Below are 24546 nucleotides of genomic sequence, written 5' to 3' on the forward strand. Positions count from 1 at the left end.
AGGAAGACGACACATGGAAACCCTGACAACCCTGAAAGTTATCCACATAGCAGCCACCGTGTTGCTGCTGCTCAGCGGCCTGGGGCTGGCTTTGCTGGCCTGGCGCAAACGCAGCGCCGGCCCGGCGGTGACCGTGCAGCGCCCGTGGGCATTCGTCTGGTTGTTGATGGGTATTTGCGTGGTGAGCATGCCTTTTACCGGCTGGTGGCTGGTCCATCTGATCGGCTGGCCGCTGGGGCAGACCTGGATCCTGGGGTCCAGCATCCTCTATACCGTGGCGGCGCTGGCGTGGTTCTGGCTGGTGGCGCGGCTTAATCGCCTGCGCAAAGGCGAGGGCGGTAGCTTGAACTTCACGTTGGTGCTGGCGGTGGTCAGCCTGGTGGGGTTTGTGGCGATTGCCGGGCTGATGGGTGCCAAGCCCGTCTAGATGAGCGCTTACCTGCTGCTGAAAACCCTGCATATCCTCTCGTCGACCCTCCTGTTCGGGCTGGGCGCGGGCTCGGCGTACTACGCGTTGCGCGCCTGGCGCACCGGCAAGGTGGAAGTGATCGCGGTGACCTTCAAGCACCTGGTGTTCGCCGACTGGGCGTTTACCGCGACCACGGCGGTATTCCAGCCGCTGAGCGGGCTCGGCTTGATGCATCTTGCGGGGTGGTCGTTGCAGCAGAGCTGGCTGCAGTGGACGTTCGGTCTGTACGTGCTGGCGGGTATCTGCTGGCTGCCGGTGGTGTGGTTGCAGATTCGCGTGCACCAGATGGCCGAGCAGGCGTTGCTGGAGGGCACGGCGATGCCGATCAAGGCTGCGATCTATATGCGCTGGTGGTTTGGCCTGGGGTGGCCGGCGTTCCTGGCGTTTATGGTGATTTTCTACTTGATGGTCGCCAAGCCTATGTAGGGCTGGGACCGTGTCGACTTCATCGCAGGCAAGCCAGCTCCCGCACTTGACCGAGTTCCAACATGAGAATGCGGTCAAAATGTGGGAGCTGGCTTGCCTGCGATGGGGCCATCAGCTGCGCAGCGTGATGACCGGCCAGCCGCGCCTCTCGGCCTCAGCCCGCAGATTCGGATCCGGATCCACCGCCACCGCATGCGTCACTTGCTCCAGCAGCGGCAGGTCGTTCATCGAGTCGCTGTAGAAGTAGCTGTCTTCGAGGGTGTAGCCGGTTTCTTCCAACCAACGGTTCAGGCGTGTCACCTTGCCTTCGCGGAAGCACGGTACGTCGGTGCTGCGCCCGGTGTAGCGGCCGTTTTCCATCTCGCACTCGGTGGCGATCAGGGTTTCCACGCCCAGGCGTGCGGCAATCGGTGCGGTGACAAAGCGGTTGGTGGCGGTGATGATCACCAGCTTGTCACCGGCAGCGCGGTGCTTGGCCAGCAGCTCAATCGCCAGCGGCAGCATGATCGGCTCGATGCAGTCGCGCATGTAGTCGTTGTGCCACTCATCCAATTGGGCCATCTCGGTGCGGCCAAGGATTTCCAGGCAAAAGTTCAGGTAGGCGGCGTTGTCCAGCTTGCCGGCCAGGTAATCCTGGTAGAACTCGTCGTTGCGGGCCTTGTAGGCCACCGGGTCGAGAATCCCGCGCTCGCACAGGTAATCGCCCCAGGCGTGGTCGCTGTCACCGCCGAGGAGGGTGTTGTCCAAGTCGAATAAAGCCAGGCGCATTGCAGTTACTCGCTGAAAAGTCTGTAAAAAAGGCGTCCAGAATACGGTCTTTTCACAAGAGTGCACATAAGGTAAGAAGCCTCGTTGCCGCTTCATCAACCTTTGTGGAACAATGCGGCGACATGCGTTTGCGAGGTTGTTGCCGTGATCGACCCCGATGGTTTCCGTCCTAATGTCGGGATTATTCTTACGAATGATGCCGGACAGGTGCTATGGGCTCGCCGAATCAACCAAGATGCCTGGCAGTTTCCTCAAGGTGGAATCAACCCCGACGAAACCCCTGAAGACGCCTTGTACCGTGAGTTGAACGAAGAAGTCGGCCTTGAGCGCGAAGATGTACAAATTCTGGCCTGTACCCGAGGCTGGTTGCGCTATCGTTTGCCGCAACGCCTGGTGCGTACCCACAGCCAACCGCTGTGCATCGGCCAGAAGCAGAAATGGTTTCTCCTGCGCCTGATCTCCAATGAGCAGCGGGTGCGGATGGATTTGACCGGTAAACCGGAGTTCGATGGCTGGCGCTGGGTCAGCTATTGGTACCCGTTGGGCCAGGTGGTGACATTCAAGCGCGAGGTTTATCGTCGCGCTCTCAAAGAGCTTGCCCCGCGCCTTTTAGCGCGCGACTGACGACGGAGTTCGACCCCGAGCCATGCTCAATACGCTGCGCAAGATCGTCCAGGAAGTTAACTCCGCCAAGGATCTCAAGGCGGCGTTGGGGATTATTGTGTTGCGCGTCAAGGAAGCCATGGGCAGCCAGGTCTGCTCGGTTTACCTGCTGGACCCCGAGACCAACCGTTTTGTGCTGATGGCCACGGAGGGCTTGAACAAGCGCTCCATCGGCAAGGTCAGCATGGCGCCCAATGAAGGTCTGGTGGGCCTGGTGGGGACGCGTGAAGAACCCCTGAACCTTGAAAACGCGGCCGATCACCCGCGTTATCGCTACTTTGCCGAAACCGGTGAAGAGCGTTACGCCTCGTTCCTCGGCGCACCGATCATTCACCACCGCCGCGTTGTCGGCGTGTTGGTCATCCAGCAAAAAGAGCGCCGCCAGTTCGACGAAGGTGAAGAAGCCTTCCTCGTGACCATGAGCGCGCAGCTCGCCGGGGTTATCGCCCACGCCGAAGCCACCGGCTCGATTCGTGGCCTTGGGCGCCAGGGCAAGGGCATCCAGGAAGCCAAGTTCGTCGGCGTACCGGGTTCGCCGGGTGCGGCGGTCGGTACCGCCGTGGTCATGCTGCCGCCGGCTGACCTCGACGTAGTGCCGGACAAGACCGTCGATGACATCGACGCTGAAATCAAATTGTTCAAGACCGCCCTTGAAGGCGTGCGCGCGGACATGCGCAACCTGTCGACCAAGCTGGCCACACAACTGCGCCCCGAAGAGCGTGCGCTGTTCGACGTGTACCAGATGATGCTCGACGATGCGTCGCTGGGTAATGAAGTCAAGACTGTAATCAAGACTGGCCAGTGGGCCCAGGGTGCGCTGCGCCAAGTGGTCACCGATCACGTCAACCGTTTCGAATTGATGGATGACGCCTACCTGCGCGAGCGCGCCTCGGACGTGCGTGACCTCGGTCGCCGTCTGCTGGCCTACCTGCAGGAAGACCGCACCACCAACCTGGTCTACCCCGACAACACCATCCTGATCAGTGAAGAACTGACCGCCACCATGCTCGGCGAAGTGCCGGAAGGCAAGCTGGTCGGCCTGGTGTCGGTACTGGGTTCGGGCAACTCCCACGTCGCGATCCTGGCCCGGGCCATGGGCATCCCGACGGTGATGGGCCTGGTGGACCTGCCGTATTCCAAAGTGGATGGCATCGACATGATCGTCGATGGCCATCGTGGTGAAGTGTTCACCAACCCCAGCGAAGTACTGCGCAAGCAATACGCCGAAGTGGTCGAGGAAGAGAAGCAACTGGCGCTGGGCCTGGATTCATTGCGCGAGCTGCCGTGCGTGACCACCGATGGCCACCGTGTGCCGCTGCTGGTGAATACCGGCCTGCTCGCCGATGTGGCCCGCGCGCAACAGCGCGGCGCCGAAGGGGTGGGGCTGTACCGCACCGAAGTGCCGTTCATGATCAACCAGCGTTTCCCGAGTGAGAAGGAGCAGCTGGCGATTTATCGCGAGCAACTGCAAGCCTTCCACCCGTTGCCGGTGACCATGCGCAGCCTGGACATTGGCGGCGACAAGTCACTGTCGTATTTCCCGATTAAAGAGGACAACCCGTTCCTCGGCTGGCGTGGTATCCGCGTCACCCTCGACCACCCAGAAATCTTCCTCGTACAAACCCGCGCCATGCTCAAGGCCAGTGAGGGCCTGAACAACCTGCGCATCCTGCTGCCGATGATCTCCGGTACCCATGAGCTGGAAGAGGCGTTGCATCTTATCCACCGCGCCTGGGGTGAAGTACGCGACGAAGGCGCCGACGTACCGATGCCGCCGATTGGCGTGATGATCGAAATCCCGGCAGCGGTGTACCAGGCCAAGGAGCTGGCGCGGCAGGTGGACTTCCTGTCGGTGGGCTCCAACGACCTGACCCAATACCTGCTGGCCGTGGACCGTAACAACCCACGGGTGGCCGACCTCTACGACTACCTGCACCCGGCCGTGCTGCAAGCGCTGCAGCATGTGGTGCGCGACGCCCACGCCGAAGGCAAGCCGGTGAGCATCTGCGGTGAAATGGCCGGCGACCCCGCGGCGGCGGTGCTGTTGATGGCGATGGGCTTTGACAGCCTGTCGATGAACGCCACCAACTTGCCGAAGGTGAAGTGGATGCTGCGCCAGGTTGAACTGAGCATGGCCAAGGACCTGCTGGCGGAGTTGATGACCATCGACAACCCGCAAGTTATCCACAGCTCGTTGCAATTGGCCCTGAAAAACCTGGGGCTGACGCGGATGATCAACCCGGCCTCCGCAAAAACCCTCTAGACCGAGTCGCCTTTTTCGCAGGCAAGCCAGCTCCCACATTGGAATGCATTTCAACTGTGGGAGCCGGGCTTGCCCGCGATGGCGCTCGCTCAAGCACCGCTAAATCCTCAGTTCTACCTCGCCAAGTCGGCCACCATGCGGCCCAAAACTACGCTCCACCATCCGCCGCGTCCCGTCGGCATTTACAATCAGCGCCGTACTCGCCCGCGTCCCATAGCTTGGGCTGGCAATAAACACGCTCGATAGCAAACTCTCGGTCGCCAACCCCACGCCGGTGTCCGGCAGGTCCGCAAACGGCGCCGTCTGCGGATCACTCAAAATCCCCAACAAGGCTTCCGGCTGCGGATCCTCTAGCAGCGCGCTCAATGCCGCCTTGGCCTTGAGCAGTTTGGGCCACGGCGTATCCAGTCCGGCGTTGGACAATCCATACACCCCAGGCTCCAATCGCGTCGGCTCCGTATGATTGGCGTTGTAATGCCACAACTCATCCCGTGTGCCCAGCAGCAGGTTAAACCCGGCATATTCAATCGAACGGCCGTTAACGTCGGCTAAATAGTCCTCAATCGGCAGAGAACCGTTGAGAAAACGCGCCACCAGCTCGCCACGGGACTTGCGGGCCGGTGGCTGGTGCGGGTCACGGATATTGGTGAGGGCAGCAAAACGCCCATCGGCATTCACCCCCAGCCACGTGCCGCCTGCTTCCTGATCGCGACCGGCGTAGACGTCGGGCGCATCCGGCCACTGGGCCAGCGGCAGGCTGGGGCGGGCGTAGAATTCATCGCGGTTGGCCGCGACGATCAACGGCTGGGCGTGGCCCGGCCGCCAGGCGAAAACAATCAGGCACATCAGGCGATTCCCTTTTGTGTTTTTTCCCACTCTACCCACACCGGCAGCGCCGTTCCATCGTATCCAGTTGGGTCGCATGCCTTCCATCCGTTAACATGCCGGACTTGGTTCGGGGGCTCCCATGGAATTTCTGCTGTATTTGCTGCTCGGCGCCTGTGCGGGCGTGCTCGCCGGGCTGTTTGGCGTGGGCGGCGGGATCATCATCGTGCCGGTGCTGGTGTTCAGCTTCACCTTGCAGGGCTTCGACCCGCAGGTGCTGACCCACCTGGCCGTGGGCACCTCCCTGGCAACGATCATCTTTACCTCGGTGAATGCCGTGCGTGAGCACCACCGACGTGGCGCGGTGCGTTGGCCGATCTTTGTGTGGATGACCGTGGGCATCCTGATCGGTGCGGGTTTTGGCGCGTTGACCGCCGAGGCGATTTCCGGCCCGCACCTGCAGAAAATCATTGGTGTGTTTGCCCTGCTGGTGGCCGTGCAGCTGGCCCTGGACGTCAAGCCCAAGGCCAGCCGAACGGTGCCGGGCAAGGTCGGCCTGACCCTGGCGGGCACCGTGATTGGCTGGGCTTCGGCGATTTTCGGGATTGGCGGTGGCTCGCTGACCGTGCCGTTCTTGACCTGGCGCAGCGTGCCGATGCAACAGGCGGTCGCCACCTCATCGGCCTGCGGCCTGCCGATCGCGCTGGCAAGTGCATTAAGTTTCATGATTCTGGGCTGGCATGACCCGCTGTTGCCCGCTCATAGTCTAGGGTTCGTGTATTTGCCGGCACTGCTGGGCATTGCCCTGACCAGCATGGTGTTCGCCCGCTTCGGCGCGCGCCTGGCGCACCGGTTGTCGCCGCGTTTGCTCAAGCGGTTGTTTGCCGGGTTGCTGTTCTGTGTCGGCATAAACTTTTTGCTTTGAAAAACGTGAGTAATGCAGTCTTAATCGCGCCCGGGCATGGTCCGGTCGCAACAACGAATGATTAACGAGGAGTCGCAATGCTGCCTTACCCGCAGATCGACCCGGTGGCCCTGGCCATCGGTCCGCTGAAAATCCACTGGTACGGGTTGATGTACCTGATCGGCATCGGCGGTGCCTGGTTGCTGGCCTCCCGGCGCCTGAACCGTTTCGACCCGACCTGGACCAAGGAGAAGCTCTCCGACATGGTCTTCTGGTTGTCGATGGGGGTGATCGTCGGCGGGCGCCTGGGGTATGTGCTGTTCTACGACCTTTCGGCGTACATCGCCAACCCGACGCTGATCTTCGAAGTGTGGAAGGGCGGCATGGCGTTCCACGGCGGTTTTATCGGCGTGATGATCGCCGCCTGGTGGTTCGGCCGTCGTAATGGCAAGTCGTTCTTCCAACTGATGGACTTCGTTGCGCCGATGGTGCCGATCGGCCTGGGTGCCGGGCGTATCGGTAACTTCATCAACGCCGAGCTGTGGGGCAAGCCGACTGACGTGCCGTGGGCCATGGTGTTCCCGCCGTTCAGCGACCCGGCGCAACTGCCGCGCCACCCGTCGCAGCTTTACCAGTTCGCGTTGGAAGGCGTGGCGCTGTTCCTTATCCTGTACATCTTCTCGCGCAAGCCACGCCCCACCATGGCGGTGTCGGGCATGTTCGCGTTGTTCTACGGGATCTTCCGCTTCATCGTCGAGTTCGTGCGCGTGCCGGATGCACAATTGGGCTACCTGGCGTGGGGTTGGCTGACCATGGGTCAGATCCTCAGCCTGCCGATGATCCTCGTGGGCCTGGGCCTGCTGTGGTGGGCCTATAACCGCCCGCAACCGCTGAAGAACGCTGCGCTTTAAATTCGAATGCCGAGGCTCGCCAGCCTCGGCTTCACCGATACAGGTACCAACATGAAGCAATATCTCGAACTACTGAACGACGTCGTGACCAATGGATTGACCAAGGGCGATCGCACCGGCACCGGCACCAAGGCCGTGTTCGCCCGTCAGTATCGGCATAACTTGGCCGACGGCTTCCCGCTGCTGACCACCAAGAAGCTTCACTTCAAAAGCATCGCCAATGAGCTGATCTGGATGTTGAGTGGCAACACCAACATCAAGTGGCTGAACGAAAACGGCGTGCGCATCTGGGACGAATGGGCCACCGAAGAGGGCGACCTGGGCCCGGTGTACGGCGAGCAGTGGACCGCCTGGCCAACCAAGGACGGCGGTACGATCAACCAGATCGACTACATGGTCCACACGCTCAAGACCAACCCGAACAGCCGCCGCATCCTGTTCCACGGCTGGAACGTCGAGTACCTGCCCGACGAAACCAAAAGCCCGCAGGAAAACGCGCGCAACGGCAAGCAAGCCCTGCCACCGTGCCACCTGCTGTACCAGGCGTTCGTGCACGACGGTCACCTGTCGATGCAGTTGTACATTCGCAGCTCCGACGTGTTCCTCGGCCTGCCGTACAACACCGCCGCGCTGGCATTGCTGACCCATATGCTTGCCCAGCAGTGCGACCTGATCCCTCACGAGATCATCGTCACCACGGGCGACACCCACGCCTACAGCAACCACATGGAGCAGATCCGCACCCAACTGGCGCGCACGCCGAAGAAACTGCCGGAACTGGTGATCAAGCGCAAACCTGCGTCGATCTACGACTACACGTTTGAAGACTTCGAAATCGTCGGTTACGACGCCGACCCAAGCATCAAGGCCGACGTGGCCATCTGATCAATGTGGGAGTGGCGGTGCGACGATTCGACTTGCTCGCGAATACGGAGTATCAGCTTGCACATGCAGTGGCTGACACACCGCATTCGCGAGCAAGCCCGCTCCCACATTTAGGCGGTGTTCACTTGATTTAGTGGGCGTGGCTTCTGCCTACATGCGAGGGCTCAGCCTCGCTGGCTGCCACACTCCCGCTGACTTCCAGCCGCTGCAGAATCCCGCACTCGGGCCCGCCGCCACAGCGTTGGCGCAAGTCCAGCAATTGCTCTTGCAACGCCAACAGCCCGTCGATCCGCGCTTTCACATGGTGGATATGCTCGTCGATCAACGCATTCACGTTTTCACACTGGTCCTGGGGGCTGTCCCGCAGGCCCAGCAGGCTGCGAATTTCTTCCAGGGTCATGTCGAGGCTGCGGCAGTTGCGGATAAAGATCAGCCGCTCGGTGTGTGCCTGGGTGTACACGCGGTAGTTGGCATCGGTGCGCGCCGGGTGTGGCAGCAGGCCTTCCTTCTCGTAGTAACGGATGGTTTCCACCGGGCAGTCGGTCAGTTTGGCCAATTCGCCGATCTTCATCGCAGCAATCTCCAAATGGGTGCTTGACCCTATAGTGGCTACAGGGTCTTTACTTGGCAACAGGCACCTTTACGGACGCGACAGAATGAGCGATTCCCTCCACACCCCGCATAAGCACGACCACGACCATGATCATGGCCCGAAGAAACTCACGCCCGTGCATGACCACGGCCACGGTGGTTCGTGCTGTTCCGGCACGCCCGCCACTGCGCGGGTGCAACTGAGCGAAGCGCCCACCGCCGGCTCCCGGCTGAGCACCTTCCGTATCGAAGCCATGGACTGCCCTACCGAGCAGACGCTGATCCAGAACAAATTGGGCAAGCTCGCGGGCGTGCAGCAGCTGGAGTTCAACCTGATCAACCGCATCCTCGGCGTTACTCACGACCTGCCGAACACTGCGCCCATCGTCGACGCGATCAAATCCCTGGGCATGCAGGCCGACCCTATCGAGGAAGGCAAGCCTGCCGCCGAGCCACCGCCCAAGAAGCACTGGTGGCCGCTGGCGCTGTCCGGCGTTGGCGCGTTGGCTGCCGAGGTGCTGCACTTCACCAATGCCGCACCCACCTGGGTTATCGCGGTGGTCGCGCTGGTGTCGATCCTCAGCGGCGGCCTCACCACCTACAAAAAGGGCTGGATTGCCCTGAAAAACCTCAACCTGAACATCAATGCCCTGATGAGCATCGCCGTCACCGGTGCGATCCTGATCGGCCAATGGCCGGAAGCCGCCATGGTGATGTTCCTGTTCACCGTGGCCGAGTTGATCGAAGCCAAGTCCCTGGACCGTGCGCGCAATGCCATCAGCGGCTTGATGCAAATGACGCCTGAGCAGGCCACAGTGCAGCAGGCGGATGGAAAATGGGTCGAAAAAGAGGTCAAAAGCATTGAGTTGGGTGCCATCGTGCGGGTCAAACCCGGCGAGCGCATCGGCCTGGACGGTAAAGTCACTGCGGGCCAATCCACCATCGACCAGGCGCCGATCACCGGTGAAAGCCTGCCGATCGAAAAGACCGTGGGCGATAAGGTCTTCGCCGGCACCATCAACCAGGCCGGCTCCCTGGAATATAAAGTCACTGCCGCGGCCAACAACTCCACCCTGGCGCGCATCATTCACGCGGTGGAACAAGCCCATGGCGCACGGGCACCGACCCAACGGTTTGTCGACAGCTTCTCGAAGGTCTACACCCCGGCGGTATTCCTGTTCGCCTTGGGCGTGGCCATTATTCCACCGCTGTTCATGGCCGGCGCCTGGTTCGATTGGATCTACCGCGCCCTGGTGCTGTTGGTGGTTGCCTGCCCCTGTGCATTGGTGATTTCCACCCCGGTGACCATCGTCAGCGGCCTCGCCGCCGCCGCGCGCAAAGGCATCCTGATCAAGGGCGGCGTGTACCTGGAGGGCGGTTACAAGCTCGACTACCTGGCGCTCGACAAGACCGGCACCATCACCCACGGCAAGCCGGTGCAAACCGATTACCTGGCGCTGTTCCCGAACCTTGAAGACAGCGCGCCGGCCCTGGCCGCCAGCCTGGCAGGGCGCTCCGATCACCCAGTGTCACTGGCGATTGCCAATGCGGCTGTGGATAAAAAACTGCCGGTTCACGCTGTGGATAACTTCGAGGCCCTGGCCGGTCGCGGCGTGCGCGGTGATATCAACGGTGCAACCTACCACCTGGGCAACCATCGCCTGGTGGAAGACCTGGGCCTGTGCTCGCCGGAGTTGGAAGAAAAACTCTTCGCCCTGGAAAAGCAGGGCAAATCCGTGGTGCTGCTGCTCGACAATTCCGGCCCGCTGGCACTGTTCGCCGTGGCAGACACCGTCAAGGACAGCAGCCGCGAAGCCATCCAGCAACTGCATGAACTGGGCATCAAGACCCTGATGCTCACCGGCGACAACACTCACACCGCCCAGGCGATTGCCGCCCAGGTGGGCATCGACCAGGCTCAGGGTGACCTGTTGCCGACGGACAAGCTGCAAGCCATCGAATCGCTCTACGGCCAAGGCCACCGCGTGGGCATGGTCGGCGACGGCATCAATGACGCCCCGGCCCTGGCCCGTGCCGAGATCGGTTTTGCCATGGCTGCCGCCGGCACCGACACGGCCATCGAAACGGCTGACGTGGCGCTGATGGATGATGACTTGCGCAAGATTCCGGCATTCATTCGTCTGTCGCGGCAAACGTCGAGTATCCTCAAGCAGAACATCACCCTGGCGCTGGTGATCAAGGCGATCTTCCTGGTGGTCACCTTCTTGGGCCTGGCCACCATGTGGATGGCGGTGTTCGCCGACATGGGCGTGGCCCTGCTGGTGGTGTTCAATGGTCTGCGCCTGTTGCGCAAATAAACGATGAGAGGGCGGTGTGCTGAGTGCGGAGTTAAAGGCGTTTTTCATGGTCGCCCGCCTGGGCAGCATTACCCAGGCGGCGAAAAAACTCGGCCTGAGCCAACCCACGGTCACCACCCAGATCCGTAACCTGGAAAGCCAGTACGGTGTCGAACTGTTCTACCGCGGCGGCCGCCGCCTCACCGTCAGCGACGACGGCGCGCGCCTGCTGCCGATGGTCAAGGCGCTGTTGCAGCAGGAAGCGGACATCGAGTTTTTCCTGCGCAACAACGGCCAGGTCCAGGGGGCATTGAGAATCGCCGCGACAGCGCCGTATTACATCCTCGACCTGGTCAAAGCCTTTCGCGAGCGCCTGCCGCAAGTGGATGTGTCGGTGGAGATCGGCAACTCCCAGCAGGTGCTGGAAGCGTTGGACGATTACCGCGTCGACGTCGCTGCCTCCTCGCAACTGCTGGAAGACCCGCGGCTGATCCGCCGGGTGCTGGGCACCGACCCGCTAGTGCTGGCGGTACACCGCAACCATCCGCTGGCCAAGCTCGATCATGTGCCGCTCTCAGCGTTGGCCGGGCACACTTTGCTGATGCGTGAAGCGGGCTCGACCACGCGACGCCTGACCGAAGAGCTCTTGCAAAGCGCCAACGTGAGCTTCGGCCCGTTGCTGGAAATCGGCAGCCGCGAGTCGATCCGTGAGGCGGTGCTGCGCAATATCGGCATCAGCATCATTGCGCGTCAGGAAGTGCCCCACGACCCGCAACTGCGTGTGCTGACCATCGAAAATGCACCGCAGATTCCCGAGTACCTGTACTGCCTCAAGGAGCGCAAAAGCGCGCGGTTACCGGCGGCGTTCCTGGGGTTGGCGCAGGAAATGTCTCCACTCTAACGGTCGAGTAAGATCTCTGTGGTGAGCGGGCTTGCCCCGCGCTGGACTGCGCAGCAGCCCCAATAATGCCACCGCATTTTTTGCAGGAAAAACCGGGAGCCTGATTTTAGGGCCGCTGCGCGCCCCAGCGCGGGGCAAGCCTGCTCACCACAATGGTGTTCGCGTCCTACCCAAATTCACCAATACCACTATCGCCGGGTTTTGCCTTTCTGCCACATCAGGGACGCATTGCCTGCCTAGCATGGCCTTCATCCGTTCGATGAGGTGCCTTGCATGAACACAGCCCTGACCCAACCCGGCGCGCCCATGAAGGTGCGCGGTATCCAGAAACGCTTTGGCGCCTTTACTGCGCTGGATGACGTCTCCCTGGACGTCGCCGCCGGCGAGCTGGTGTGCCTGCTGGGCCCGTCCGGCTGCGGCAAGACCACCCTGCTGCGCTGCATCGCTGGCCTGGAACGCCAGGACAGCGGCGAGCTTTACCTGGGCAACCGGGATGTTTCCCTGCTGCCGCCCCAGGCGCGGGACTACGGCATCCTGTTCCAGTCCTACGCACTGTTTCCCAACCTTACCGTTGAAGCGAATATCGGCTACGGCCTCACCGGCGGCGGTCGTGACGAAGTGCGCAAGCGCGTCGGCCAGATGCTGGAACTGGTTGGCCTGCTGGGCAGCGAAAAGAAATTCCCCGGCCAGCTCTCGGGTGGTCAACAGCAACGGGTAGCGCTGGCCCGTGCGCTGGCCCCGGCGCCGTCGTTATTGCTGCTGGATGAGCCGATGTCGGCCCTCGACGCCCGGGTGCGCGAGCATCTGTGCACCGAGTTGCGCCAACTGCAACGTCGCCTGGGCATCACCACGCTGATGGTCACCCACAACCAGGACGAAGCCATGCTGATGGCCGACCGCATCGCCGTGATGAACAACGGCAAGGTCGAGCAATACGCCACGCCCCAGGAGATCTACGACCGCCCGGCCACGCCGTTCGTGGCGGAGTTTGTCGGCCAGGGCAATTGGCTGCCGTTCAGCCGTAACAGTGCCAGCCACGCCCAAGTGGGTGGGATGAACATGCGCCTGGCCGACGACGCCGGTGTCGCCAGGTCTGGGCGCCTGTTCTGTCGCCCGGAGGCGATCAGCGTCAACCCGCCGGTGCATGAAGAGAACCTGTTCCCGGCCAAGGTTCGTGAGATCACCTTTCTTGGCAACCGCTGCCGCATGAGCTTTGAGCTGGAGCAGTTACCCGGGCACTCGTTGCTGGCTGAACTGGCCCCCGAGGCCATGCCGCGCCTGGGCGCACAGGATATTTGGGTGGCCTTGCCGCCGCGCAGCCTGCAGGTGTTTGCCTGAGATGGCTAGGGTGATGACGCTGCCGCGCCAGGCTACCCGCGCCGAAAGGGGTGACCGTCTTTTCGTGATTGGCGGCAAGTGGCTGTGGCTTTTGCTGCTGAGCGTCGCCGTGCTGCTGCCACTGCTGGCGATCTTCTGGCGCGGTTTCAGCAGCGAAGCCGGGCAGGGCGGTGGCCTGGTGGCCGCGCGGGAATTGGTCACGAGTGACAACTTCCACTGGCTGCTGGGCAATAGCCTCAAGGTTTCCCTCAGCGTTGCTGCCATCGTCGTACCGCTTGCCTACCTGTTTGCCTACGCGCTGCAACGCACGTTGATTCCCGGTAAGTCGATCTGGCGTGGCCTGTCGCTGCTGCCGCTGATGGCTCCGTCGATGCTGCCGGGCATCGCGCTGGTGTACCTGTTCGGCAACCAGGGCATGCTGCGCGGGCTGCTCTCGGACAATATCTACGGCTTCTGGGGCATTGTGCTGGGTGAGGTGATCTACACCTTCCCACACGCCCTGATGATTCTGCTGTCGGCGCTGTCCTTGGCGGATGCGCGACTGTTCGACGCCGCTTCCAGCATGGGCGCCAGCCCGGCCCGGGCGTTTCGCAGCATCACCTGGCCGGCCACGCGCCAGGCGGTGTTCGCCGCGTTCTGCCTGGTGTTCACCCTCACCATCACCGACTTCGGCGTGCCTGTGGTAGTGGGCGGCGATTACCAGGTGCTGGCGCTGGAGGCCTACAAAGCCGTGGTTGGCCAGCAGCAGTTCGGGCGTGGCGCATTGATCGGCATGGTGTTGCTGCTGCCGGCGCTGTTCAGCTTTGGTGTGGATGCCTGGCTGCGCCGCCGTCATGGCGATTCGATGAGCGGGCGTGCCCAAGTGTTCCAGCCGGCGCCATCGCGCCTGAGAGACGCCTGCTACCTGGCCATCGTGCTGCTGATCTGTGCCGTGTTGCTGCTGGTGTTCGGCATGGCGGTGTATTCGTCGCTGGTGAAGTTCTGGCCGTACAACCTGTCGCTGTCGCTCAACCACTATCAGTTCGAAGACACGGCGGGCGGCGGTTGGCTGGCCTATCGCAACAGCCTGACCATGGCGTTGTGCACGGCGTTGATCGGCAGCGTGCTGATCTTCACCGGGGCCTACCTGATGGAAAAAACCAAGGGTCAGAAAGGCCTCAACCTCGCCCTGCGCATGCTCACTTTCGTGCCGATGGCGGTGCCTGGGTTGGTGCTGGGCCTGGGCTACGTGTTCTTTTTCAACCTCAACGGCAACCCGCTGCATGTGTTCTACGGGACCATGACCCTGCTGGTGGTGTGCACCATTGCGCACTACCTGACCACCGCACAGATGACCGCTACCACCGCACTGCGCCAGCTCGACGCCGAATTCGAAGCCGCCGCGTTGTCGCTCAAGGCGCCGTTGTACCGCCATTACCTGAAAGTGACGGTGCCGATCTGCCTGCCGGCGCTGCTGGACATCGTGCGCTACCTGTTTGTGTCGGCGATGACCACCGTGTCAGCCGCGATTTTCCTCTACAGCCCCGACACCATCCTCGCCGCTGTCGCCGTGTTGAACATGGACGACGCCGGCAACGTGGGCGGTGCGGCGGCCATGTCGACCCTGATCCTGTTCACCTCAGGCAGCGTCTCGCTGCTGCTGGCGTGGGCTTCACGTGGCGCACTGCGCCGCTCCCAAGCCTGGCGCCAGACCGCGCCAGGCCAATAATCCTGAAGGAGGTGTTTCATGTTCAAGCCCCTGGCGCTGGTCGCTGCCGTACTCACTGCATTCAGTCTGAATGCCTTCGCCAAGACCGAGCTGACCGTGTACACGGCCCTCGAAGCCGAGCAGTTGAAGACCTATAAGCAGGCCTTTGAAAAGGCCAACCCCGACATCGAGATCAAGTGGGTGCGCGACTCCACGGGCATCATCACCGCCAAGCTGCTGGCCGAGAAAGCCCGCCCGCAGGCTGATGTGGTGTGGGGCCTGGCCGCCTCCAGCCTGGCGATCCTCGACCAGCAAGGCATGCTGGACAACTACGCACCGAAGGACCTGGACAAGATCGGCAAAAACTACCGTGACGCCGCCAACCCTCCGGCCTGGGTCGGCATGGACGTGTGGGCGGCAACCATTTGCTTCAACACCGTCGAAGCCGAAAAGCAGGGCCTGACCAAGCCGGTGAGCTGGCAGGACCTGACCAAGCCTGAGTACAAGGGCAAGATCGTCATGCCCAACCCGGCCTCGTCCGGCACCGGTTTCCTGGACGTCAGCGCCTGGTTGCAGACCTTTGGCGAGAAGCAAGGCTGGCAATACATGGACGACCTGCACCAGAACATCGGCCAGTACGTTCACTCCGGCTCCAAGCCGTGCAAGCTCGCGGCGTCGGGTGAATTCCCGATCGGGATCAGCTTCGAATACCCGGCCGTGCAGTTGAAACGCCAGGGCGCGCCGCTGGACATCATCCTACCGAAAGAAGGCCTGGGCTGGGACATCGAAGCCACGGCGGTGATCAAGGGCACAGCCCACGCCGATGCGGCCAGAAAACTGGCTGACTTCTCTGCCAGCACAGCAGCCATGGACCTGTACAAGGACAACTTTGCCGTCCTCGCCCAACCCGGCATTGCCAAGCCGCAGACCGAATTGCCGGCCGACTATGAACAACGCCTGATCAAGAATGACTTTGCCTGGGCGTCGAAGAACCGCGATAGCATCCTGGCCGAGTGGCGCAAGCGCTATGACGGCAAGTCGGAGAAGGTGGCGGGCCAGTAAGGGTTTTCGTCAGGGCTGATGGCCTCATCGCAGGCAAGCCAGCTCCCACATTTGAAGGTATTCACACATCAACAAGTGGGAGCGGGCTTGCCCGCGATGGCGGCCTCGAATACAGGACATCACGACATGACACACCACAGCGACCTACTGATCATCGGCGCCGGCATCCTCGGCCTGTCCCACGCCTTTGCCGCCGCCAAGCGCGGCCTCAAGGTCAAGGTGTTCGAACGCAGCGCCACGCCACTGGGCGCCTCGGTGCGCAACTTTGGCCAGGCGCTGGTCACCGGCCAACCGCCGGGGCCAATGCTCGACCTGGCCCGGGAAAGCCGTGCTATCTGGGGGCAATGGGCTGAGCGGGCGGGTCTGCAGCTCAAGCGTAACGGCTCTTACCTGTTCGCCCGCACCGAAGCGGAGGAGCATTTGCTGGAAGCCTTCTGCGCCGGCCGCGCTGCAGAGCACGGCTACAACGTCGAACTGCTGCAAGGCGCCGCCATGAAGGATCTGTACGGCGGCCAGTTCCGTCATCACCGCGCCGCATTGCATGGCAAGGACGATCAGCAGCTGTATTCGCGTGAAGCGATCCCGGCGCTGATCAGCTACCTGGCGCAAGAGCTGAACGTGGAGTTCTATTTCTCCACGCTGGTGCGCGACGTGGAGCCGGGCCAATTGCACAGCACGGCGGGCAGTTTTCGCGGCGAGCAGATCATCGTATGCTCCGGCCACGACTACCAGACCCTGCTGGCCGAATCGCTCGCCGAACTCAACCCGAGCATCTGCCGCCTGCAAATGTTGCGCGCCCGCCCGGTGGTGAACCTGAACCTGCAACACGCATTGCTCACCGGCTTGAGTTGCGTGCACTACGGTGCCTTCGCCGATCTGCCGGAAGCCGCGCCGGTGCAGGCGCAGATCCTGCGTGAAACGCCACACCTGCACGAGCACGGCATCCATCTGCTGATCAGCCCGACCCCCCATGGCGAACTGATCATCGGCGACTCCCATGACTACGGCAGCGACGCGTCGCCCTTCAATGCCGAGCAGATCGACGACTGGATGATCGCACTGGCCGAGCAAACCCTGGGCTGCAAGATCCAGGTGGTGGAGCGCTGGCAGGGCGTATACGGCTCGCGCGGACCGGGACCGTTCTCCTTCCTGAGGGCTGCTCCAGGCGTGAGTGCGGCGTTGATGCACACCGGCGTGGGCATGAGCGTGGGGCCGGCGATGGCTGAGCGAAATATCACCACCTTGTGGGGAGCGGCGTGATGAACCCGGAACAGGCGATTGCCGAGGTCTTCGGCTTATACGAAAAACACGGTACGGCGGACTACATCGGCGAGCCGGTGTCGCAGATCGAGCACATGTCCCAGGCGGCGCAGTTGGCCATGGCCGAAGGCTTTGACGATGAAGTGGTGTTGGCGGCGTTTTTCCACGATATCGGCCACCTCTGCGGCCAGGGCGGCGAGAACATGGGCGGGTACGGCGTGGTCAGTCATGAGCGGCTGGGGGCGGATTACCTGCGCCGCGCGGGCTTCAGCGAACGCATGGCCCGGTTGGTGGAATACCACGTGCAGGCCAAGCGTTACCTGACCTTCAGCCAGCCGGACTACTACGCCCGCCTCAGTGAGGCCAGCCGCCGTACCCTGGCCTTTCAGGGCGGCGTGATGAGCACCGAAGAAGCCCAGGCGTTCGAACAGGACCCGCTGTGCGCCGTGAGTTTGCGCATGCGTCATTGGGATGAACAGGCCAAGGAGATGCACGTGCCGGTACTTGACCTGCAGATGCTCAAGGCAAAGGCTGCGCGGCTACTGGTTGCGTAGACAGGCCTTACACCGAACGCAGACTCGCCGTCTGGAGGCGGGGGCATCGCGTCATTAAGGTGTTTGCTTCTTACCTTAAGGAGCAACACGGATGCGTTACTTGAAAGCCACTGCCCAAGACATGAGTGGTAATGGCCGCGCCGATACGGTCATCCTGCATTTTTATGAGCATCAGGCAGGTTGCCCGGATGAACTGGTTCACGAGATCTTCGCGGTGGACATGAGTGCCGATGGCCGTGTCGATCTACAGTGGGCGGAGGATCTGAACCCTGTCAGCCGGCCACGTGTGCTGAATACAGAGCAGGTCGATAGTTTTGCCGACAGTTTCTTGAAACTGGGCTGGTTCAATCAGCGCAGCCATTGGCAGCGTACGTTGACAATGTACGTCGATCACTTCGGTAAAACCGGAACGCCCAACGCGATCAAGCTCGACTTCCATGAGCGCACGACGTCTGGGTGCAAGTCGTCGCTGGTTTACCAAGCGGTTGCTTATGACGGCAACAGTGACGGCGTGTTGGAGTCGTTCACCAATAGCGACATCGACCGCAATGGGGTAGCCGATAAAGCCGATAAAGAACTGATTCGCTCGCTATGTACGACTTTCCTGGCGTTTGGGTGGTTTGTGCAATAACTCGGTCAGGTCTCATCAAGCCGAGCGGCCAGGACTTCGACCTGCTCCTGGCGCTCAGCCTGGCTCAACTTGGCGTGGGGGTTGAGGGACGACCATTGTGGATGGGCGCGGGCTTTGTGCAGCGCGTCCGGCAATTTGCCTTCGCGCCAAGTCTTGTCCTGAGGCGTATCGACCTTGATGCTGTGCATCGCCGCATGGCCACGCAGGTTGAGGGCCTTGAGCAACTGGCGCTGACGCAGGGCGAGCAGGCGCAAGACGCTGTCGTCCACGGTCAGCTCGCGCTGGCCTTTGATCTTGCCCAGCAGCCGGCTGCCATAGCTGCGGGCGGTCTGCAGGGCACCACCGGCAATCGCACCGGCAATGGCGGCGGCGCCGAGGGTCAGCCCACCGACCAGCAGATCCACGCCGGCCCCCGCCGCCGCGCCGGCGGCAATGCCACCGCCAACGCGCACGCCGAGTTGCTTGAGGGTTTCGGGGTTGAACAAGTCATCACCCCAACGTCCGTCGAGCAAGGGCAAGTCACTGGCAGCGGCATCCTGCGGGCGGAAGCCGAACAGTTTGAGCAGCGCTTCCACGCATTTTTGTTCGCGTTGGCGCACGGCTTTGCGCAGGTCAGCGATGGCTTGCTGTTCATCCTCGGTAACCACGCTGCGACGGCAGGCGGCGCAGTCGATCAGCAGCTCGGCGATCAGGCGCGCAGCACTTTGCTGGCGGGCCTGGCGTTGGGCTTCCTGGTCAAGAATCAACCGCTCCAGCTGCGGACGGGCGTTTTCCAATAGCAGGGCGAGACTTTCATACAGGCGCCGCTCGCCGTCTTCCGGCGGCGCCACGCTGTCGAACCTCACCAGCGCATGCAGGCCAAGACGGGCCAGGGCTTCGCGCCAGTCCGGCTCGCGGTGGTCGCTGCTACTGACAAAGTTGAGCACCGGCAGCAACGGCTTGCCGCAGCTGGCCAGTACTTGCAGCTCATCGCGATACTTGGCCAGCACCGGCTCGCGGGCATCGATCACATACAGGCCGGCGTCTGAGGCCAGCAGTTGGCGCAGCACCTTGGCTTCCTGTTCGAAACGCTGGCGGGCTTCGCTGCCTTCCAGGAAGCGCGCCAGGCGTGCCGGGCCGTCGAGGCGTTCGCCGGGGCGATCCAGGCGCTCCAGGTAATCGAGCAGGGCGATGGCGTCTTCAAGGCCGGGCGTGTCGTACAGCTCCAGCAAGGCTTCGCCATCCACCGATAGCCGCGCACCTTCGACATGCCGCGTGGTGCTGGGGCGATGGGAGACTTCGCCGAAACCCACGTCACGGGTGAGGGTGCGCAGCAGCGAGGTCTTGCCGACGTTGGTGTGGCCAACCACGGCGAGTTTCAGTGGCTTAGTCATGACCGGTCTCCAGCCAGTTCAACGGCGCGCAGTCGGCGAACGGCAGCTCAAGCTGTTGCAGCGCGGCGTGCCAGTCGCCCAGGCGCTCGGCATCCAGGGCCTGGCCGGGCGGCGCTTGCAGCAGCCACACGCGGGTGGCAGTGGCGCTGCGCGCCAGTTCGGCGATCAGCGCCAGGCTGCCGCGATCCGGCGAGCGTCGTGGGTCGCAGGCGATGGCCAGGCGTGCGGGTGGGAAGCGCGAGAGTTGCTCCAGCAGTTTGTGGCGTGATTCGCGGCTGTCGAGGATGCCGGCGTTCTTCACGCTGGCCGGCAATTTGGGCGGCCAGGCGTGCTGGTCGTCCAGTTCGATGGCGACCAGCAGCGCGCCATCGCTTTCCAGTTCACTGACGCCGCCGCTGACGTGATGCAATTGTTCGGGCGCAGCGTCGTTGACCCCAAGGCGCTCACTGCTCGGCATCAGACGCTCGCGCAGTTGGCTGTAGCCGGGCAGGTTGAGGTCCAGGCGCAGCGCGGCGCGCCCACGCTTCCAGCGCCATAGGCACAGCAACGCGAGGATCAGGCGGGGCAGCAGGCCATAGACCAGCAGCACGCCGACCAGCCAGGCGGCCCAGGCTTGGCGGGCACTTTCGATATTCAGGGCGGAGTCGCCGCTGGCGCGGATCATCTCGACGGTCGGCACATTGAAGCCCAACAGAGCAGGCAAGGTGCCGAGGGCCTGGGTGACGGCGACGAAGGTGTCGGCACCGAGAATGGTGGTTTCCCACACGAAGCCGTAGCGGCGGGTAGCGAGTAGCGTGAGCAGAATCACCATGGCGCTGAGCAACGCCAGCAGCCACAGGCCGTTGACCAGCACACCCACGGCCCAGCGATTGAGTTTTTGCCGTTGCAGCAGCAGTAACAGTGCGGGGGCCAGTTGGGCGGCCTTGGCGTCGCGGGCGAGCTTTTCGCTGAGCCACAACCACAGTCGGCCGAGGCTGGCGCTGTGTTCGCCGGCAAACAGCAGGCCCAGCGCCCAACTGATCAGCAGGATCAGGTTCAAGCCGAGCAGGCTGCCCAGGGCCCAGAACACATTCACCGGCGTTAGACCGTTGCCCAGTGCAGCGAACGCCAGCCCTGCGCCGCTGATGACCGCGACGATGGCCAGCAGCACCAGCGCCAGACGCGCACCTTGCAGCCAGCGGGTGAGGGCGGCCGTGAGCCCATCGCGCTCGGCCAAGTGCAAGGCGCGCTGCTGGATGCGCGTCGGCAGGTCGCCACCGGCGGTGCGGGCCAGGCGGTTGGCTTCGAGGTCTTCCAGGGGGCCTGCATGTTCTTCGCGCAGGCGCACGGTTTCTGTCAGCCAGAGTGTGTGCAGTGGAGTCACGCGTAGTCCTGTTGTGTTTGTGAGCCTGGAGCATAACCCCTGGCTCGGGGCTCTGGTATTCTCGTCGCCATGAAAAAAACTCTCCCTTTAAGCCTGATCGCAGCCCTCGGTGAAAACCGTGTGATCGGCGTCGACAACAGCATGCCCTGGCACTTGCCGGGGGATTTCAAATATTTCAAGGCCACCACGCTTGGCAAGCCGATCATCATGGGGCGCAAGACCTGGGATTCCCTGGGCCGACCGTTGCCGGGGCGCTTGAACATCGTGGTTAGCCGTCAGACCGATCTGGCGCTTGAAGGTGCGGAAGTTTTTCCGTCACTGGAGGCGGCGGTAGAGCGCGCTGAAGCATGGGCCAAGGCGCAAGGCGTGGACGAGTTGATGCTGATCGGCGGTGCGCAATTGTATGCGCAGGGGCTGGAGCAGGCGGATCGCCTGTATTTGACGCGGGTGGCGTTGAGTCCGGAAGGGGATGCATGGTTTCCGGAGTTTGATACGAAGCAGTGGAAGCTGGTGTCGAATGTCGAGAATGCGGCTGAGGGAGATAAGCCGGCGTATAACTTCGAGGTTTGGGAAAAGGCCTAGGAGCATCGCCGGCAAGCCGGCTCCTACAGTTGATTGCGTTACCCTGTAGGAGCCGGCTTGCCGGCGATAGCGGTCTATCAAGCCTGCGCTAACTCCGCATGCTCATCCGCATTCAACAACGCCTTATCCGTCTGCCCCATGACCTGGCTGGTGATCGCACCGGCGGTCATCGAGCCATTTACGTTCAGCGCCGTACGGCCCATGTCGATCAGCGGCTCTACGGAAATCAGCAGCGCCACCAGTGACACTGGCAAGCCCATGGCCGGCAGCACGATCAGCGCGGCAAAGGTTGCACCGCCGCCCACGCCGGCAACGCCTGCCGAACTCAAGGTCACAATCGCCACCAAAGTCGCGATCCACAGCGGGTCCAGCGGGTTGATGCCTACGGTCGGCGCGACCATCACCGCCAACATCGCAGGGTAAAGACCGGCGCAGCCGTTCTGGCCGATGGTCGCGCCAAACGACGCGGCGAAACCGGCGATGGATTGCGGAATGCCCAGGCGACGGGTCTGCGCCTCAATGCTCAGCGGGATCGCCGCCGCGCTGGAGCGGCTGGTGAAGGCAAAGGTCAGCACCGGCCACACCTTGCGGAAGAAACGCAGCGGGTTGATCCCGGCCAGGGACAGCAGCAGGCCGTGCACCACAAACATCAGGCCCAGGGCCAGGTACGACACCACGACAAAACTGCCGAGCTTGATGATGTCTTGCAGGTTGGAACCGGCGACCACTTTGGTCATCAGCGCCAATACGCCGTACGGGGTCAGCTTCATCACCAGGCGCACCAGGCGCATCACCCAGGCTTGCAGGGTGTCGATGGCGTTGAGGACTTTCTGGCCTTTTTCCACGTCATCCTTGAGCAGTTGCAGCGCGGCAACCCCCAGGAAGGCGGCGAAAATCACCACGCTGATGATCGAGGTCGGCTTGGCCCGGGCCAGGTCGGCAAACGGGTTGGCCGGCACGAATGACAGCAGCAGTTGCGGGATATTCAGGTCGGCGACCTTGCCGGCGTAATCACTCTGGATCACCTGCAGGCGCGCCATTTCCTGGGTGCCGGCCACCAGGCCTTCGGCGGTGAGGCCGAACAGGTTGGTCAGGCCGATACCGATCAACGCCGCAATTGCGGTGGTGAACAGCAGCGTGCCGATGGTCAGGAAGCTGATCTTGCCCAGGGACGAGGCATTGTGCAGGCGCGCCACGGCGCTGAGGATCGAGGCGAACACCAACGGGATCACGATCATTTGCAGCAGTTGCACGTAGCCGTTGCCGACCAGGTCGAACCAGCCGATGGAGGCTTTGAGCACTGGGTTGCCGTCGCCGTAGATCGTGTGCAAGACAGTGCCAAACACCACGCCGAGTACGAGGGCAACCAGCACCTTCTTGGCGAGGCTCCAGTGTGTGCGACGAGTTTGTGCCAGGCCCAGCAGCAGGGCCACGAACACCAGTAGGTTGAGAATCAGGGGCAGATTCATTGAAGCTCCGTTGAGAAGGCAGCCAATCGCGAGAGCCTGCGATTGCGAACCGGAAAGCCTAACAGCTTGAAATATATTGATTTAATACCGATATGGAATGGTGACTGTCGTTTTTGGAATAAGCCTCTGGCGCGCATGCACATGCCTTTGGCGCGATCACGACGCAAGCGGTCGCGCCCGGGCGGTAACTGTCACAGGGATTTGTTAGCGTCGATGTTTTTAACTCAGGGAGAAAACGCATATGAAGCTCGCTTCTAGATTGTTTGCCGCCGCGCTGTGTCTGGGCCTTGCCGGACAAACCATGGCCGCCACCGAGTTGAAACACTGGCCGGCACCGGCCGCCGAGCAACTGAACAAAATGATCGCCGCCAACGCCAACAAGGGTAATTACGCGGTGTTCGACATGGACAACACCAGCTACCGCTACGACCTCGAAGAATCCCTGCTGCCCTACATGGAAAACAAGGGCCTGATCACCCGCGACAGCCTTGATCCGTCGCTCAAGCTTATGCCGTTCAAAGACACCGCTGACCATAAGGAAAGTCTGTTCAGTTACTACTATCGCCTCTGCGAAGTGGACGACATGGTCTGCTACCCGTGGGTTGCCCAGGTGTTCTCCGGTTTCACCCTCAAGGAACTCAAAGTGCAGGTCGATGAGCTGATGGCCTCCGGCAAGCCTGTGCCGGTCAGCTATTTCGAAGGCGACGTGGTGAAGCAGTCTGAGGTGCAGCCGCCGAAAGTCTTCACCGGCCAGGCCGAGCTGTACAACAAGCTGATGGAAAACGGCATCGAAGTGTATGTGATGACCGCCGCTTCGGAAGAGCTGGTGCGCATGGTCGCCGCCGATCCGAAGTACGGCTACAACGTCAAACCCGAGAACGTCATCGGCGTAAGCACCTTGCTCAAGGACCGCAAGACCGGCGAGCTGACCACCGCGCGCAAGCAGATCAGCGCCGGCAAATATGACGAGAAGGCCAACCTCGGCCTGGAGCTGACCCCGTACCTGTGGACCCCGGCCACCTGGATGGCGGGCAAGCACGCAGCCATCCTCACCTACATCGACGAATGGAAAAAACCGGTGATCGTCGGCGGCGACACACCGACCAGCGATGGCTACATGCTGTTCCACGATGTGGACGTGGCCAAGGGCGGCATCCACCTGTGGATCAACCGCAAAGATAAATACATGACCCAACTGAACGGCATGATCGCCAAGCATGCGGCGGCGCAGGCCAAGGAAGGGTTGCCAGTGACGGCGGACAAGAACTGGGTGATCGTCAAGCCTGACGAAATCCAGTAGCCCGACGCAACCTTGTAGGAGCCC

At 62.2% G+C, this 24546-nt stretch carries 23 protein-coding genes; 17 read left to right on the forward strand and 6 right to left on the reverse strand.

All coding sequences use genetic code 11. The features are described 5' to 3' along the window. Positions 1 to 13 precede the first annotated feature (13 nt). Positions 14 to 427 carry a DUF2269 family protein gene (locus KHP07_RS11315; RefSeq protein ID WP_099493151.1) on the forward strand — a complete coding sequence of 138 codons (414 nt, stop codon included), beginning with the start codon at positions 14 to 16 and terminating at the stop codon, positions 425 to 427. Further along, positions 428 to 895 carry a DUF2269 family protein gene (locus KHP07_RS11320; RefSeq protein WP_214497199.1) on the forward strand — a complete coding sequence of 156 codons (468 nt, stop codon included), beginning with the start codon at positions 428 to 430 and terminating at the stop codon, positions 893 to 895. It abuts the gene before it with no gap. 111 nt (positions 896 to 1006) lie between these two features. On the opposite strand, the gene KHP07_RS11325 is transcribed toward KHP07_RS11320, so the two are convergent. Beyond that, positions 1007 to 1663 (reverse strand): histidinol-phosphatase, encoded by a 657-nt coding sequence (locus KHP07_RS11325; RefSeq protein ID WP_214497200.1) that lies wholly within the window; start codon positions 1661 to 1663, stop codon positions 1007 to 1009. 144 nt (positions 1664 to 1807) lie between these two features. Here KHP07_RS11325 and KHP07_RS11330 point away from each other — a divergent pair, with 144 nt between their 5' ends. Both KHP07_RS11330 and ptsP read left to right on the forward strand, forming a co-directional pair. Then, the gene (locus KHP07_RS11330; protein ID WP_003176750.1) at positions 1808 to 2287 is read left to right on the forward strand and encodes an RNA pyrophosphohydrolase; all 480 of its coding nucleotides are present in this window, start codon (positions 1808 to 1810) and stop codon (positions 2285 to 2287) included. A gap of 22 nt (positions 2288 to 2309) precedes the next feature. Then, positions 2310 to 4589 carry a phosphoenolpyruvate--protein phosphotransferase gene (gene ptsP, locus KHP07_RS11335; protein ID WP_025859566.1) on the forward strand — a complete coding sequence of 760 codons (2280 nt, stop codon included), beginning with the start codon at positions 2310 to 2312 and terminating at the stop codon, positions 4587 to 4589. Between the two features lie 99 nt (positions 4590 to 4688). Here ptsP and KHP07_RS11340 read toward each other — a convergent pair whose 3' ends face one another. Continuing rightward, positions 4689 to 5435, reverse strand: a complete 747-nt coding sequence (locus KHP07_RS11340) for an NRDE family protein (RefSeq protein ID WP_214497201.1) — start codon at positions 5433 to 5435, stop codon at positions 4689 to 4691. Positions 5436 to 5556: 121 nt separating this feature from the next. Between KHP07_RS11340 and KHP07_RS11345 the strand changes: the two genes are divergently transcribed. The 3 genes from KHP07_RS11345 to KHP07_RS11355 all read left to right on the forward strand — a co-directional run bounded on the left by KHP07_RS11345 (position 5557) and on the right by KHP07_RS11355 (position 8114). Next, positions 5557 to 6339 (forward strand): sulfite exporter TauE/SafE family protein, encoded by a 783-nt coding sequence (locus tag KHP07_RS11345; RefSeq protein WP_099493148.1) that lies wholly within the window; start codon positions 5557 to 5559, stop codon positions 6337 to 6339. 77 nt (positions 6340 to 6416) lie between these two features. Beyond that, a complete protein-coding gene (gene lgt / locus KHP07_RS11350) occupies positions 6417 to 7229 on the forward strand; it encodes a prolipoprotein diacylglyceryl transferase (RefSeq protein ID WP_078050602.1) in 813 nt (270 codons plus the stop codon). A gap of 51 nt (positions 7230 to 7280) precedes the next feature. Then, on the forward strand, positions 7281 to 8114 hold the full coding sequence (locus KHP07_RS11355) for a thymidylate synthase (protein ID WP_078050601.1): 834 nt from the start codon (positions 7281 to 7283) through the stop codon (positions 8112 to 8114). Positions 8115 to 8244: 130 nt separating this feature from the next. Here the strand turns inward: KHP07_RS11355 and cadR are convergent, their stop codons facing one another. After that, the gene (cadR, locus tag KHP07_RS11360) at positions 8245 to 8685 is read right to left on the reverse strand and encodes a Cd(II)/Pb(II)-responsive transcriptional regulator (protein WP_214497202.1); all 441 of its coding nucleotides are present in this window, start codon (positions 8683 to 8685) and stop codon (positions 8245 to 8247) included. Positions 8686 to 8770: 85 nt separating this feature from the next. Here cadR and KHP07_RS11365 point away from each other — a divergent pair, with 85 nt between their 5' ends. The 8 genes from KHP07_RS11365 to KHP07_RS11400 all read left to right on the forward strand — a co-directional run bounded on the left by KHP07_RS11365 (position 8771) and on the right by KHP07_RS11400 (position 18435). Next, entirely contained in the window at positions 8771 to 11023 is a 2253-nt protein-coding gene (locus KHP07_RS11365; protein ID WP_214497203.1) for a heavy metal translocating P-type ATPase, read from the forward strand. 16 nt (positions 11024 to 11039) lie between these two features. Next, a complete protein-coding gene (locus KHP07_RS11370; RefSeq protein ID WP_078050598.1) occupies positions 11040 to 11903 on the forward strand; it encodes a LysR family transcriptional regulator in 864 nt (287 codons plus the stop codon). A gap of 273 nt (positions 11904 to 12176) precedes the next feature. After that, a complete protein-coding gene (locus KHP07_RS11375) occupies positions 12177 to 13241 on the forward strand; it encodes a putative 2-aminoethylphosphonate ABC transporter ATP-binding protein (RefSeq protein ID WP_214497204.1) in 1065 nt (354 codons plus the stop codon). A gap of 1 nt (position 13242) precedes the next feature. Further along, complete coding sequence (locus KHP07_RS11380) at positions 13243 to 14949, forward strand: putative 2-aminoethylphosphonate ABC transporter permease subunit (RefSeq protein WP_100491931.1); 1707 nt, start codon at positions 13243 to 13245, stop codon at positions 14947 to 14949. Positions 14950 to 14967: 18 nt separating this feature from the next. Further along, the gene (locus KHP07_RS11385; protein ID WP_078050595.1) at positions 14968 to 15990 is read left to right on the forward strand and encodes a putative 2-aminoethylphosphonate ABC transporter substrate-binding protein; all 1023 of its coding nucleotides are present in this window, start codon (positions 14968 to 14970) and stop codon (positions 15988 to 15990) included. 126 nt (positions 15991 to 16116) lie between these two features. Next, positions 16117 to 17250 (forward strand): TIGR03364 family FAD-dependent oxidoreductase, encoded by a 1134-nt coding sequence (locus KHP07_RS11390; protein ID WP_214497205.1) that lies wholly within the window; start codon positions 16117 to 16119, stop codon positions 17248 to 17250. Further along, positions 17250 to 17804: a phosphonate degradation HD-domain oxygenase gene (locus tag KHP07_RS11395; protein WP_078050593.1), complete on the forward strand. Its 555-nt coding sequence runs from the start codon at positions 17250 to 17252 to the stop codon at positions 17802 to 17804. Before KHP07_RS11390 ends, KHP07_RS11395 begins: the two co-directional genes overlap by 1 nt. A 91-nt stretch (positions 17805 to 17895) precedes the next feature. Then, on the forward strand, positions 17896 to 18435 hold the full coding sequence (locus KHP07_RS11400) for a hypothetical protein (protein ID WP_214497206.1): 540 nt from the start codon (positions 17896 to 17898) through the stop codon (positions 18433 to 18435). Positions 18436 to 18440: 5 nt separating this feature from the next. Here the strand turns inward: KHP07_RS11400 and KHP07_RS11405 are convergent, their stop codons facing one another. Next, entirely contained in the window at positions 18441 to 19808 is a 1368-nt protein-coding gene (locus tag KHP07_RS11405; protein ID WP_214497207.1) for a DUF3482 domain-containing protein, read from the reverse strand. Further along, positions 19801 to 21171 carry a DUF2868 domain-containing protein gene (locus KHP07_RS11410; protein ID WP_214497208.1) on the reverse strand — a complete coding sequence of 457 codons (1371 nt, stop codon included), beginning with the start codon at positions 21169 to 21171 and terminating at the stop codon, positions 19801 to 19803. The genes KHP07_RS11405 and KHP07_RS11410 overlap by 8 nt, the downstream gene beginning before the upstream one ends. 69 nt (positions 21172 to 21240) lie before the next feature. On the opposite strand from KHP07_RS11410, the gene KHP07_RS11415 reads away from it, so the two are divergent. Then, complete coding sequence (locus KHP07_RS11415) at positions 21241 to 21753, forward strand: dihydrofolate reductase (RefSeq protein WP_028618334.1); 513 nt, start codon at positions 21241 to 21243, stop codon at positions 21751 to 21753. 77 nt (positions 21754 to 21830) lie between these two features. On the opposite strand, the gene KHP07_RS11420 is transcribed toward KHP07_RS11415, so the two are convergent. Further along, positions 21831 to 23222 carry an L-cystine transporter gene (locus tag KHP07_RS11420; RefSeq protein WP_078050588.1) on the reverse strand — a complete coding sequence of 464 codons (1392 nt, stop codon included), beginning with the start codon at positions 23220 to 23222 and terminating at the stop codon, positions 21831 to 21833. A gap of 241 nt (positions 23223 to 23463) precedes the next feature. On the opposite strand from KHP07_RS11420, the gene KHP07_RS11425 reads away from it, so the two are divergent. After that, positions 23464 to 24522 (forward strand): HAD family hydrolase, encoded by a 1059-nt coding sequence (locus tag KHP07_RS11425; RefSeq protein ID WP_099493137.1) that lies wholly within the window; start codon positions 23464 to 23466, stop codon positions 24520 to 24522. Positions 24523 to 24546: the final 24 nt, after the last annotated feature.

The organism is Pseudomonas sp. VS40 (genome assembly GCF_018587885.1).
Classification (GTDB): Bacteria; Pseudomonadota; Gammaproteobacteria; order Pseudomonadales; family Pseudomonadaceae; genus Aquipseudomonas; species Aquipseudomonas pergaminensis.

Bases quoted from the DNA above. Each gene is read 5' to 3' on its own strand.
- KHP07_RS11315 (WP_099493151.1), top strand. From the start codon at position 14: ATGGAAACCCTGACAACCCTGAAAGTTATCCACATAGCAGCCACCGTG.
- KHP07_RS11320 (WP_214497199.1), top strand. From the start codon at position 428: ATGAGCGCTTACCTGCTGCTGAAAACCCTGCATATCCTCTCGTCGACC.
- KHP07_RS11325 (WP_214497200.1), bottom strand. From the start codon at position 1,663: ATGCGCCTGGCTTTATTCGACTTGGACAACACCCTCCTCGGCGGTGAC.
- ptsP (WP_025859566.1), top strand. From the start codon at position 2,310: ATGCTCAATACGCTGCGCAAGATCGTCCAGGAAGTTAACTCCGCCAAG.
- KHP07_RS11340 (WP_214497201.1), bottom strand. From the start codon at position 5,435: ATGTGCCTGATTGTTTTCGCCTGGCGGCCGGGCCACGCCCAGCCGTTG.
- KHP07_RS11345 (WP_099493148.1), top strand. From the start codon at position 5,557: ATGGAATTTCTGCTGTATTTGCTGCTCGGCGCCTGTGCGGGCGTGCTC.
- lgt (WP_078050602.1), top strand. From the start codon at position 6,417: ATGCTGCCTTACCCGCAGATCGACCCGGTGGCCCTGGCCATCGGTCCG.
- KHP07_RS11355 (WP_078050601.1), top strand. From the start codon at position 7,281: ATGAAGCAATATCTCGAACTACTGAACGACGTCGTGACCAATGGATTG.
- cadR (WP_214497202.1), bottom strand. From the start codon at position 8,685: ATGAAGATCGGCGAATTGGCCAAACTGACCGACTGCCCGGTGGAAACC.
- KHP07_RS11365 (WP_214497203.1), top strand. From the start codon at position 8,771: ATGAGCGATTCCCTCCACACCCCGCATAAGCACGACCACGACCATGAT.
- KHP07_RS11375 (WP_214497204.1), top strand. From the start codon at position 12,177: ATGAACACAGCCCTGACCCAACCCGGCGCGCCCATGAAGGTGCGCGGT.
- KHP07_RS11380 (WP_100491931.1), top strand. From the start codon at position 13,243: ATGGCTAGGGTGATGACGCTGCCGCGCCAGGCTACCCGCGCCGAAAGG.
- KHP07_RS11385 (WP_078050595.1), top strand. From the start codon at position 14,968: ATGTTCAAGCCCCTGGCGCTGGTCGCTGCCGTACTCACTGCATTCAGT.
- KHP07_RS11390 (WP_214497205.1), top strand. From the start codon at position 16,117: ATGACACACCACAGCGACCTACTGATCATCGGCGCCGGCATCCTCGGC.
- KHP07_RS11395 (WP_078050593.1), top strand. From the start codon at position 17,250: ATGAACCCGGAACAGGCGATTGCCGAGGTCTTCGGCTTATACGAAAAA.
- KHP07_RS11400 (WP_214497206.1), top strand. From the start codon at position 17,896: ATGCGTTACTTGAAAGCCACTGCCCAAGACATGAGTGGTAATGGCCGC.
- KHP07_RS11405 (WP_214497207.1), bottom strand. From the start codon at position 19,808: ATGACTAAGCCACTGAAACTCGCCGTGGTTGGCCACACCAACGTCGGC.
- KHP07_RS11415 (WP_028618334.1), top strand. From the start codon at position 21,241: ATGAAAAAAACTCTCCCTTTAAGCCTGATCGCAGCCCTCGGTGAAAAC.
- KHP07_RS11420 (WP_078050588.1), bottom strand. From the start codon at position 23,222: ATGAATCTGCCCCTGATTCTCAACCTACTGGTGTTCGTGGCCCTGCTG.
- KHP07_RS11425 (WP_099493137.1), top strand. From the start codon at position 23,464: ATGAAGCTCGCTTCTAGATTGTTTGCCGCCGCGCTGTGTCTGGGCCTT.